10 protein-coding genes and 1 tRNA gene are annotated in these 11,527 nt (G+C 44.8%); 2 read left to right on the top strand and 9 right to left on the bottom strand.

Annotated features, from left to right (window positions below; all coding sequences use genetic code 11):
• The coding region (locus AB7U21_RS07240) for a tetratricopeptide repeat protein (protein ID WP_428387962.1) at window positions 1-390 on the top strand (390 nt) is incomplete at its 5' end.
• A 56-nt stretch (window positions 391-446) separates the two neighbouring features.
• On the opposite strand, the gene AB7U21_RS07235 is transcribed toward AB7U21_RS07240, so the two are convergent.
• The 9 genes from AB7U21_RS07235 to larB all read right to left on the bottom strand — a co-directional run bounded on the left by AB7U21_RS07235 (window position 447) and on the right by larB (window position 10,082).
• Window positions 447-641, bottom strand: a complete 195-nt coding sequence (locus AB7U21_RS07235) for a MoaD/ThiS family protein (protein WP_333788106.1) — start codon at window positions 639-641, stop codon at window positions 447-449.
• Window positions 642-660: 19 nt separating this feature from the next.
• Window positions 661-2,142 (bottom strand): homoserine O-acetyltransferase MetX, encoded by a 1,482-nt coding sequence (gene metX, locus AB7U21_RS07230; RefSeq protein ID WP_333788107.1) that lies wholly within the window; start codon window positions 2,140-2,142, stop codon window positions 661-663.
• Window positions 2,143-2,144: 2 nt separating this feature from the next.
• Window positions 2,145-3,440 carry an O-acetylhomoserine aminocarboxypropyltransferase/cysteine synthase family protein gene (locus tag AB7U21_RS07225; RefSeq protein ID WP_333788108.1) on the bottom strand — a complete coding sequence of 432 codons (1,296 nt, stop codon included), beginning with the start codon at window positions 3,438-3,440 and terminating at the stop codon, window positions 2,145-2,147.
• A gap of 2 nt (window positions 3,441-3,442) precedes the next feature.
• Entirely contained in the window at window positions 3,443-4,810 is a 1,368-nt protein-coding gene (gene pscS / locus AB7U21_RS07220; RefSeq protein ID WP_333788109.1) for an O-phospho-L-seryl-tRNA:Cys-tRNA synthase, read from the bottom strand.
• Window positions 4,811-4,850: 40 nt separating this feature from the next.
• Window positions 4,851-4,922 (bottom strand) — tRNA-Cys (locus tag AB7U21_RS07215).
• A 351-nt stretch (window positions 4,923-5,273) separates the two neighbouring features.
• On the bottom strand, window positions 5,274-6,230 hold the full coding sequence (locus tag AB7U21_RS07210) for a calcium/sodium antiporter (protein ID WP_333788110.1): 957 nt from the start codon (window positions 6,228-6,230) through the stop codon (window positions 5,274-5,276).
• A 574-nt stretch (window positions 6,231-6,804) separates the two neighbouring features.
• A complete protein-coding gene (locus tag AB7U21_RS07205; RefSeq protein WP_428387958.1) occupies window positions 6,805-7,980 on the bottom strand; it encodes a Coenzyme F420 hydrogenase/dehydrogenase, beta subunit C-terminal domain in 1,176 nt (391 codons plus the stop codon).
• A gap of 111 nt (window positions 7,981-8,091) precedes the next feature.
• Window positions 8,092-9,291, bottom strand: coding sequence for a nickel pincer cofactor biosynthesis protein LarC (gene larC / locus AB7U21_RS07200; RefSeq protein WP_333788112.1), 1,200 nt, complete (start codon window positions 9,289-9,291; stop codon window positions 8,092-8,094).
• Window positions 9,288-10,082, bottom strand: a complete 795-nt coding sequence (gene larB, locus AB7U21_RS07195) for a nickel pincer cofactor biosynthesis protein LarB (protein WP_333788113.1) — start codon at window positions 10,080-10,082, stop codon at window positions 9,288-9,290. The genes larC and larB overlap by 4 nt, the downstream gene beginning before the upstream one ends.
• A gap of 517 nt (window positions 10,083-10,599) precedes the next feature.
• Here larB and AB7U21_RS07190 point away from each other — a divergent pair.
• The coding region (locus AB7U21_RS07190) for a S16 family serine protease (RefSeq protein ID WP_428387955.1) at window positions 10,600-11,527 on the top strand (928 nt) is incomplete at its 3' end.

The following is an 11,527-nucleotide window of genomic DNA, read 5'->3' as shown; positions in this document are numbered from 1 at the left end:
CTATATGCATGGGATCAAAAAGGATATGCACTTAATGCACTGGGAAGATATGAGGAAGCACTGCAGGCATGTGATAAAGCCATAGAGATAGACCCGAACTATCTATATGCATGGTCTCACAAGGGTTTTGCTCTTTATGGACTGGGCAGATATGACGAAGCACTACAGGCATATGATAAGTGTATAGAACTTGATCCTCTGAATGCTTTATCTTGGTATAACAAAGGTGTCATTCTTGAAGCACTTGGCAGATATGACGAAGCTCAAGTGTGCTATGATAAGGCTGAAGAACTGGGGCTGTACATTGAAGATGTGAGATATTACACATTAAACCTTGAAGGCTCTGAACATCACACGTTGAAGATTTTAAATAGCCCACAGCGCAGTTAAATTAGAGGCCATAACCATCTATGGCCTTTTTTTCTCTTTAAAATAGAACGTGTTCTTCACCCGCCGTAAACAACCCGTATTACCTGTAGTTCGTCCTTATTGCATAAGATCGTATCTTCGGGAATGATCTGCTCGTTCATGACCACGATCACTGAACTTTGGTTGATCCCCAGTTGATGCAGCAGGCTATCCACCCTTGCAGAACTTATCTCGATCTCTTCTGTTGCACCTGAAGGTAATCTGACTTTCATGCTCTTACTTTCTTTTTGATTAATGCTTCTTTGGCTGTGTGCATCGTCCCAGCAATGTGCTCAGGCTGTCGCTTGAAACAATCCCTACTAGCTGCTTCTTGTCATCAACTACAGGAAGAGCTGAAATGGCTTTTTCTTCCATCAGTTTGGCAACTTTAGCGATCGCTTCTTCCGGGGTTGCAGTAAATACTTGCCTGGAAATGATCTGATCAAGGTCCTGGTATCCGCAGGCAACAGCCTTGGCTATGTCCCAGGAGGTAACGATACCTGCAAGCTGGTCGTCGTTTCCTATCACAGGCAGATGGTTCACTCCACTTTCGATCATGGACCTGGCTGCGTTATGCATGGATGACCTTTCACTAATAGTGGGACTTTCCGTCATCACATCACGGACCAGCAACCTGTCAAGGAACTGGCTGATCATATAGTTCAACTGGCCGGACTCCAGCAAAAAGGCATCATGACCATAGTTAGAGCGTATTTCACAGTACTGCACTTCGATATCATTGGCAGTCAATGCACTTACGATCTCTTCTGACTGATATGGCGGATAAAGCCAGTCAGAAGATACTGATATTACCAGAAATGCGGATCCAGCTTTGGAAAAGCCCGCTGCCAGAGAACCATTGACACTCAGATCAAAATAATCTATGGCTTTAGTGATATACAGATAGGAATTTGCATCGAAACGCCTGGTAAATGACTCTCCCTGATGGTGCAGATAACTTTGGACCTGGAACTCAGTGGAGAAATCATAGCCAATTGCCTCTTTGTTCTGCAGGTTACGGCCAAATTTGTTATGCATCGAATCGTCTGAAAGATAGGTAATATGCCCTATCATCCGCGCAAGTGCCAGACCACGTTCCGGGATAGTACCGTTGGAGTATTCCCCTTTGTTCCACTTTGGATCGGCCATGATAGCCTGCCTGCCTACTTCATTAAAAGCTATCTGCTGAGGAGTTGATCTGGCTGTTGTTGCTATCGCAACGACCTTGCGCACCATTTCCGGATAGGAGACAGACCACTGTAAAGCCTGCATACCACCCATCGATCCTCCTACCACAGCCAGAAGCTGTTGTATACCAAAGTGATCAATAAGACGTTTCTGCAGGTTAACTATGTCAGCAACGGTAATAATAGGAAAAGAAAGACCATATCTTTCTCCGGTTTTCGGGTCAATGGATGCCGGGCCTGTTGTCCCGTTGCAACCTCCGAGGATGTTGGAACAGATAACATAATAATCATCCGTATCCAGTGCCTTTCCCGGACCGATGATCGTATCCCACCATCCTGGCCGGTCCTCTCCTGCATGATACCCGGCAGCATGTGCATTCCCGGAAAACGCATGACAGACAAGGATCGCATTGCTCTTCTCTCTGTTAAGCCTGCCATAGGTTTCATAGGCTACTGTGACAGGACCAAGGGACGCACCACTTTCAAGGACCAGCGGCTCATCAAATGTCAGGTGTTCTGTGCTTGTTGTACCGACCGATCTGTGCATGCTCACACCTTTTCAAGGGCCTGCTCAAGGTCTGCGATGATATCTTCAATGTCCTCAATACCTATGGAGAGCCGTATATAATCCGGTGTGACACCGGTAGCTATCTGTTCTTCCGGGGTCAGCTGCTGATGGGTGGTGGTAGCCGGATGGATGACAAGGCTTTTGGAATCACCAATGTTAGCAAGATGTGAGAACAGCTTAAGCTGGTCGATGAAACTTTTTCCAGCTTCTGCACCACCCTTTACACCAAATCCCATGAGTGCACCATAACCACCTTTGAGATACCTGGATGCAAGTTCATGGCTTGGATGGTCCGGTAAACCCGGATAGTTCACCCATGACACTTTTGGATGACCCGATAGATACTCTGCCACTTTTGATGCATTCTCCGAGTGTCGTTGTATCCTCAGGTGCAGTGTCTCAAGCCCCTGCAGCAACAGGAAAGAATTGAATGGCGAAATGGCAGCACCTGTATCCCTGAGCAGCTGCAGCCTTACTTTGAATATGAAAGCGACATTACCAAGCCCGGGGAAACTGGAGAAGGTGTCCCAGTACCTAAGACCATGATAACTGGGATCGGGTTCCGTTAGTTCCGGGAATTTGCCATTGTTCCAGGCAAATTTGCCGGAATCCACGATCGAACCACCGATGGAAGTTCCGTGCCCTCCTATGAACTTTGTCGCGGAGTGTACAACGATATCAGCCCCATGCTCAATGGGCCGCACAAGTCCCACAGCAGTTGTATTATCCACAACAAGTGGCACTCCGGCCTCGTGGGCAATGTCTGCAACTGCCCTGAAATCAGGGATATCCAGCTTTGGATTGCCTACGGACTCAATGTAGATGGCTCTTGTTTTTTCTGTAATGGCATGCCTAAAGGCTTCATTATCGCTGGAATCCACAAAGACAGCTTTCCTTCCCAGTTTAGGGAAAGTGTAGTTGAGAAGTTCGTATGTACCTCCGTAAAGATTATTACCGGATACTACCTCATCGCCTGGCTGAGTGATAGCTAGCAGAGCATAGGTTATAGCCGCTGAGCCGGATGCAACGGCAAGTGCACCTGTGCCGCCTTCGATGGCAGCGATGCGCTGTTCTAACACATCCGTTGTTGGATTCATGATACGTGTGTATATGTTGCCAAGTTCCTTGAGGGAGAAAAGGTTAGCAGCATGATCACTGTCCCTAAATACGTATGATGTTGTCTGGTATATTGGTACAGCACGTGCTCCTGTCGTCGTATCTGGTTTCTGTCCGGCATGCAGTGCAAGTGTTCCTAACCTGTAATTTTGTGTTGTCATAATTAACCCCTTTTGACCTGAAGTTCGTATTTTTCAGCTATATCCTGGAATGTTTCTGTAAGATAACGGACCTTTTCCCATGAAAGTCCGTATGTGTTCAGTTTCCATACACGGGTAGCTCCCGCGAATTCCCCGATTATGCCTCTGCCCGAAAGTTCATCCGAAAGGAAAAATCCTCTGCGTTTATGATGCTGAGCCACAGTATCAAAGCTGTGCGTGGTATCAACCTTGGACAGTGTATGCTTACGAGGGTACTCGGAAGCTACGTTGCTGCCTTCGATGGAAAGTAAGCCATCGATGAAGTAATTTGATTTCTTTAGTTCTTCTTCCCAGCGGTTCACCCTTTCCTTTACGGCAGGAAAAGATGCCATCATGCCCAGCAATGTCGAGCCCATCAACGTACAGCCAAGCATCTCGACCTCCTTTACACCGAACTTGCGCTGGGTGATATCGCCCACCATCTGTGTGGTACGGAATATCCTGGGTGCCCATTCACTGGTCGTTGCCAGCACGCCGGATGGTGCAGGTGATGCCATACTTTTGTGGCCCGAACCTACCACGAAATCCGCGCCTATCTCTTTTCCATCAACCGGCATGACCCCTACGGTATATGCTCCGTTGTACAGGAAAGGAATATCATACTGATGAGCAACTTTTGCTATACCTTTCACATCGTGTTCATTAGCGTACTGGTAATCGAAGTGGTCCATCATCACCAATACAGGCAGTTTGCCGGTCTCTCTTTTCACCGACTCGATCTTCTCTGCAGTAGCATCTGCCGTCACAAGGCTTTGCTCATTAAGAGGAACTTCTCTTACTGTTCCTCCTGCTTCCTCCACTGCCAGGAACTCAGTGTAGTGGGCCAGAGCCGAAACTATCACCGTATCCCCTTTGCCTACCAGAGTGGATGCAACAGCCTGGAAACCGCGCCTTGCACCCGGCACTACACGTGCATCGTCCATGTTCAGGAAACTGGCAAGCTGCTCATGGAAAGGAGCAATTGGCGGATTGCTAATCTTGTCCAGCCTGAAAGGTTTGCGGCAGGAGTCACAGGTGGAATAACCGTCCCCGTAGGCTATCAATGCCTTGCGTGCTTCCGGAGTAAGCCTGCCAGCTGCCTGGATCGGCTGGATATTGATGTATGTTTCCTCACGGGACCGTATGTCAATTGTCCCGGCTATTTTCCTGACATGGGGAGTGCCTGTACCGGCTTCAAGATCATCTAATATCTTCCTTACTTTGCTGACACCTTCACGGATAATACGTTCATCTTCCTGACCTGTGATATTGGGAAGGCGCTGCCTGAGTGTTTCCCTGATATCCTCAAGGGCGAATAAAGCCTCAAATGTTTTCTGTGTGCGTATATCCATACTTATCATCCAATTGACTGCCATTGGTCGACTTAACCAAAGCTGAGACCCGGATTCGAACCGGGATGAAATGGATCTGCAGTCCATTGCGTAGCCGTTCCGCCATCTCAGCAAACAAGTTAATTCACAATTGTGAAGTAACAATCGTAAAACACAATGTTTGTATTTAAAGATATCGCAATGGCGCGGAATATTATTCTGTCCCATCAAAACAGCACAATACCGAACAAGAAATGCATACAGAAAAAATTAGCTCAGTAGAAAACTCTCTTTCAAGGAACTAATTAAATTGGCATTTTAAGAAAAGTGTCTGCATATCACTCTATAACAATCCTTTCAGACAAATGAGACTGATAATAATAGCTTCTATTTATCCCAAGAATTATAATGCTTATAAACCATTTATTTTGAATGCTCATGTTAGGGAAAAGGTCTGGATTTAAGCATCCAGGACCTTGCAAACTTACCCCCTGTTTATGATAAAAAGAGTATATCCTACATAGATTGCCAAGAAAATCAAGGCTTCCCATCTCTCAAATTTATGCTTCTTTCCGGTAAACATGAAGACAAAGAACAGCAATGTTGCAATTGCTAGAATAATTAAGTCTACGTTAATACCAATTGGCACCTTTAGAGGAGATATTATTGAAGAAGCTCCCATGATGAAAAATATATTGAAAATATTCGAGCCAAGAATATTTCCGACAGAGATGTCCATCTCCTTTTTGAGTGCTGCCGCAACCGATGTAACTAACTCTGGGAGTGATGTTCCTGCAGCAACGATTGTTGAAGATATGAGGAACTCGCTTATTCCCATTTGCCTTGCAATCGACACAGCACCATCCACAGTCAATTTTCCTCCTATTACTAAAAAGATAAATCCGACGATTAGAATAAATGAAATTTTTGTGATGGAATGTTCCTTAATATGATCAGATGATTCATTTGCATCATTTTTGATAGTTTCAAATATATAATAAAGAAACATTGAAAAGAAAAAAAGTAATATTATCCCATCTGCTCTCGTAAGGATATTTTCTGAATCATTGGCCAGCATTATTTTGTTTGACATGGTTGTCAGAACAAGGACAGCAAGTAAAGCAAAAGGTATCTCTTTCCAAACGGTTGGCTTTTGCACAGTTACAGGAGCTATTACTCCAGTCACACCAAGAATTAGCAGTAGGTTGATTATATTGCTTCCAACGATATTACCAAATGCTACATCACTGTTACCTTGAATGGAAGCAAAGACATTAACGACGAGTTCAGGCATGGAAGTTCCAAATGCAACAACAGTCAATCCGATTACCAATGAGGATATTCCAAGATGCTTAGCAAGAGATGATGCACCTTCGACGAACCAGTTTGCCCCCTGATATAACAATGCAAGACCTATCAGAATAAATATGTAATCGATCATGGCTTTATATAATATATATCAACGATTATAAAATCATCGTATCACCTATTAAAGAAGTATATTTGTGTTATGGATATTGGAGATGTAGTGGGTGCTAGTTGAAATTAGATATAATTAAGATAATTTCGATAATCATATCTCTCAGTGTTACTCTTTAATAAAATACAAATATGAACTTCGTAAATAAAGGATACTCACAACATTGAGCGAGTAAGTTCGAATGCGAGTTATAAAGATTATGCATTCTACTTTATATGCCTATAGCACAGAAATTTGAATGAACAATGCCACAATAAACACTCAGGTGCTGTCTACGATGGGAGAGAAAGTAGGCAGATAATTTCTGATATAGGGCCTGTTCATGATCATGGATGGTTTCGGGTATCATATACCCTCATTTCTGTCTCCGATAGCAACATTCTTCATAGTGGGTCATTTCTTTTATAAATCAAAGAAGCAGCTCACTACTGCAGAAATTGGTTCCAGTTATTTGTTAAAAAAAGAGTAAAAGCAAAAACCTGACAGAAGTTTCATAAATAGAAAAGAGAGTGGTGCAAGACTGACTGAAAACAGGTCAGCCCTGTTGCCTGCGATGGAAAGCATACATCTGGACCTTCTTCATCTTTGCGAGGTTAAGGATCCTTTGCATCTCCCCATCTTCGATCACCCTTGCGTCTATATAACCACAGTCTGCAGCTTCATTGAATATTTCATATCCCATAGATGAGCGGGTAAGTACAGAGGTATAGCCATCCGGAGTCCCCACACCTCCAAAAGAGATATCAGTGTTCTCAGAAGCCATATCCGTACAGTATTTGCATGAACTGCTGCGGCAATTGTCAAGCTCCTGCAGGTCAAAGCTTTCCTTTCCTGCTGCCGTAGTGACCTCGAACCGTCCTTTCCTGATCTTCATAGCTTCGATATCTCCAAGGCGCATGTTCTTTCCTTCGATGAACTGCTTCAGCCCTCCGTAATCAAAACTGTCCATGCAGAACAGACCCAGCTTGAGTATCCTTGCCCGCATGAACATGTGCAGAAAACCACGGGAGCTTCTTTGCATCTTGTGTACGGCATCTATGTTGCAGCTTGGACCTACAAAGGCAATACTGTTCATACCCTGTCGGATCGCGCTCATCAGGGCATCCATGGTCATACTGTGGCTGTAGATACTACCCGAGGACTGCAATAGGTCCTCATATGTCCTTGCCACCATAGGTACGGGTTTCCATGGCTCTTCATCGGAGCTTGCAGTAACGATAGCACAGTCGATAAGGCCTTCCTCAAGACCATATGCAAGCATAGCAGTGACCACACCACCATCCTGTCCCCTGATCTCCTTAAGATTGGACTTTGCAGCATATGCCTGTCGGAGACAGCCTATTAGACCTTCTTCTGTGGTAATGGTCCTCGGACACTGGTTGTAGCATACACCGCATGCCGTGCATTTGCCCGTTAGCTTTGGCTGCCCCTCCTCTAAAGAAATGGATTCACATATGGAAGCACAGGCACCACACATAGTGCAGATACCAGGTTTGATAATATCATTGCGGAGCTTTGCAAAAGATATCTTCTCGCTCTCTTGCAGAGAGCGCTTAAGACGGATAGCGTTCCTTTCAACTCTATCCATGGATCTGTTACAGGAAACCGGAGTCATATTATATTCTATTCTGCGACGTTCTCTTATAATATCTATGTCCCTGAGAGGGGAGGGTTTACATTCGGCGCTTGTCAGCATCTTATTCACCTGCATGATGATGCCTGATGTTTTTGTATCAGCGAGATCTGCAAGTGTATGATAGAATTTTTATTATTTAATCTTAATTTTAATTAAAAACAATTTTAATTAAAAATCATTCGGTATTCAGAACATATCAGAGGGCCCATGGATATTCCATGCCTTCTCTTCCACTTTTCGTATGACATCCTTGAGTGGTAAATTTAATTCTTTAGCAACTCGCTTGCAGTCTTCATATTCTGCAGAAATATGCAGGATCTCACCATTGTGGTCCTCAGCTATTTTCACAGGTATGTCGTATGTTTTTCCCCATATAACGACTCTTACACTGTCCATGCGCCTGTCGGCCGTATAGCGGTGTTTGGTTGGGATCACACGAATTCCCAGAGTACCAGTTTCCCTCATGATCTCCCTTGCGATGGCAGCACTGTGTTCGGGTCTTGTAATTACTTTAATAATATGTCCGGTGCGACCTTTTTTCATGGTCGCGGGGACAATAGCAACATCTTTTGCCCCTATTGACAGCAATTTTTCGAACAGGTTACCCAGCACTTCCCCGGTCACATCATCCACATTTGTTTCCAGCACCTCGATGGAATCTCTGGATAGGTCATCCTCCGTATCTATAAGAGTACCGCGCAGCACATTGGGATCTTCTGTATCGGCATCTCCTGCGCCGTACCCTACGGAGAGAACCTTGCCCTTCGGATAGTTCTCGACCGGTCTGGCGAAATGACCCAGGATGGCAGCCCCTGTAGGTGTAAGAAGTTCCCTGTTTCCAGAACCATAGAAAGACAGACCTGTGAGTTGCAGGATCTCAAGGGTGGCAGGAGCCGGCACAGGCATGGAACCATGGGCAGCTTTAACCCTGCCTCCTCCAACATTAATGGGCAGGCAGTATATTCCATCAGCATCGATCTCATGCATCGCAAAACAGGAACCTATGACATCAGCTAAAGCATCGTTCTGGCCTACCTCATGAAAGTGCAGTTCTTCAAGGGATTTACCATGTACTTTTGACTCAGCTTTGGCCATGAGCTCGAAAACTGCCAGAGCACTGTGTTCAACCTTAGAAGGAAGATCGGCATTCCTCACAATCTTCACCAATTCGTCATAGTGGCGTGCATGTTCTTCATGGTCTACGTCTATATGCACATCCACTGCACAAATACCGTTTTTGTTCGCTTTTCCTATCCTTACTGATACATCCACTGCCGACTCTAGTACCTTTCGTACTTTTTCTCCGTCAGCTCCCAGAGAGATAAGGGTTCCAAGGATCATATCTCCGGAAGCACCTGAATACGCATCAAAGATGATAGACCTCATGCTTGTTTCTCCTCGTTTTTGCCTTCACGAGCTCTGGCAACATTATTGGCTATACGTGCGGCAAAAGCTCCTGCAACGAATCCTGCATCGATGTTCACGACCGCAAGCACAGAACATGACTGCAACATGGAAAGCAGCGCAGCTTCACCTTTTGCCCCTGCTCCGTAACCTGTGGATACAGGTACACCGATCACGGGTACATCCACCAGACCCGACACAACTGTAGGTAATGTGCCTTCCCTGCCAGCAGCCACCACTATGGAATCCGGCTTATGTGACTGAAGCTTGAGCATCTCACCTACAAGCCTGTGAAAACCTGCGACTCCCACATCATAGATAGCAATGGTCTCACACCCCATTTCCGAAGCCACTATGCGGGCCTCTTCAGCAACCGTGATATCAGCAGTGCCCGCAGAAATTATTGCTACCACCCCACCAGTTCTGGGTACAGATGTGTCATTGTGCACCACTACTATCTTTTTGTATTTTCCCCATTCCAGCTGTTCAGGTCTGAAGGCATCTTCGATGAGCTTCACGTTAATTTCATTAAGACGTGTTACAAGCACCCTGCCACATGCATCCACATGGGCTTGCGCTATTCTGACCACATCTTCGGGTTCCTTGCCTTCTGCAAGGATAGCTTCCATAACCCCGGTGCGCTGGCTGCGACAGACATCTATCTTCGCAATATCGGAAACAGGCACATAACCCATGCCGCGTATAAGAGATTCAGCAGCATCCAGGTCCGTTTCATTGTTCTTTATTTTAAGCAGGATATCTCTGAGGTCCATATTCACGTTCTGATATTGATGTAAAAGTTTAAGATGCTTTCCCAGTCATAATGTACAAAGCATTTCCCAGGACAAAAATAAAAAAAGATGTTCCTGCTGATGAGAATTAGTAGAAAAAGATAGTATTCCTTACAATATATGTTCAAAAAAGTGATGTGATCCTCCACCCGATCTCACATTACCTGTTGTTGAACTGAGCATAGACTACTGCTGCGGCGATTATACAGCCGTATACTCCTAGCTTAATTGTCTTGGTTATCATTTATAACACCTCTCGTTTTTCATAAATGATTTTTATCATACCACTATTACAACGATCAATCCAATGTTTCTTTTTGTTCGGTCGCCACCTTATGGCTCCTGTACAAGCTATCCTTTGTTGTTTCATTATATAAATATATCTAGAATACTATAAATATAAATTATCATTATGATGAGATCTAATATGAAATTTTGAACTCCATCCACAAACAAGTGAAAGTAAAACGTATATACCCTAAAGGCCGTATGCATTAACATGAGAAAAGGGGCAATGATCCTTCTGTTGATTATTTCGCTCACTGCAAATCTCTACCTGCTGGCAGTACAGCAACCTGTGAAAGATGAGCAGGTACAACTGTTGCAGGAGCGGATCAATTCCCTCGAAGCAGAAAATGAGGTACTGGATGCACGAATAGGTCAGGATAATGTTTCTCTCCAGTCATATGCTTCTCAAGTTGTTTTTTACCGGCAGCAGGTGAACGAGCTTAGAGCCAGCATGGGCCTTTCAGCGGATGGATATGAAGGAAGTGCCAGCCTGCAGGCCCCTGCTGTGTACCAGAGTGTTGAAGAGGTCATTGATGGACCTTTCATCAGGCAGATAGTAACCGAAAAAGGATCAATGATGAACATATCCGTTGAGGTCGATCCGGGAAAGGGCAGAGTACTGGTGGAAACTAAACCTCTCATGGGAGTAGTGTTCCAGGATGCAGCCAATACTGCTGTTTTCGTGGCACAGAATATCACAGGTGCAAATCTGATGGTCAGTGATACCATATTCAGTATAACTGCACCTGGTGAAGTACCGGCAGTAGATGGGCCCAGTGCCGGCGCACTGATGACATTGATCATGATCTCAGCAATTAATAATGAGCAATTGAACGATAGTATCACTTTGACCGGTACGATCGATCAATATGGTCATATAGGTGAGATAGGGGGTGTGCTGGAAAAAGCCCAGGCAGCAAAAGATGACGACAAGCAACTGCTTCTGCTGCCACGGGAAAACAGCCGACTTGTGCAATATACTTATGCCGAGAAGAACATAGGTGGCTTTTCCATAATCGAAGGGAGGCCAGTGATCATTGATGCCAAACCATACATTGAAGAGAATATCGGGATCCGTGTGGAATATGGGGATTCCATAGAAGATGTAATGTATTATGCTTTTGATGGTTCAATGAGCT

It is taken from the genome of Methanomethylovorans sp. (assembly GCF_050177135.1).
Taxonomy (GTDB): Archaea; Halobacteriota; Methanosarcinia; order Methanosarcinales; family Methanosarcinaceae; genus Methanomethylovorans.
The sequence above is the reverse complement of the archived record's forward strand: the minus strand, read 5'-3'. Positions and strand labels throughout refer to the sequence as shown.

Excerpts from the sequence above, each read along its gene's own strand:
- pscS (WP_333788109.1), bottom strand. The coding sequence starts at position 4,810 with ATGGATATACGCACACAGAAAACATTTGAGGCTTTATTCGCCCTTGAG.
- AB7U21_RS07205 (WP_428387958.1), bottom strand. The coding sequence starts at position 7,980 with ATGCAGGTGAATAAGATGCTGACAAGCGCCGAATGTAAACCCTCCCCT.
- AB7U21_RS07235 (WP_333788106.1), bottom strand. The coding sequence starts at position 641 with ATGAAAGTCAGATTACCTTCAGGTGCAACAGAAGAGATCGAGATAAGT.
- larC (WP_333788112.1), bottom strand. The coding sequence starts at position 9,291 with ATGAGGTCTATCATCTTTGATGCGTATTCAGGTGCTTCCGGAGATATG.
- AB7U21_RS07210 (WP_333788110.1), bottom strand. The coding sequence starts at position 6,230 with ATGATCGATTACATATTTATTCTGATAGGTCTTGCATTGTTATATCAG.
- metX (WP_333788107.1), bottom strand. The coding sequence starts at position 2,142 with ATGCACAGATCGGTCGGTACAACAAGCACAGAACACCTGACATTTGAT.
- AB7U21_RS07225 (WP_333788108.1), bottom strand. The coding sequence starts at position 3,440 with ATGACAACACAAAATTACAGGTTAGGAACACTTGCACTGCATGCCGGA.
- larB (WP_333788113.1), bottom strand. The coding sequence starts at position 10,082 with ATGGACCTCAGAGATATCCTGCTTAAAATAAAGAACAATGAAACGGAC.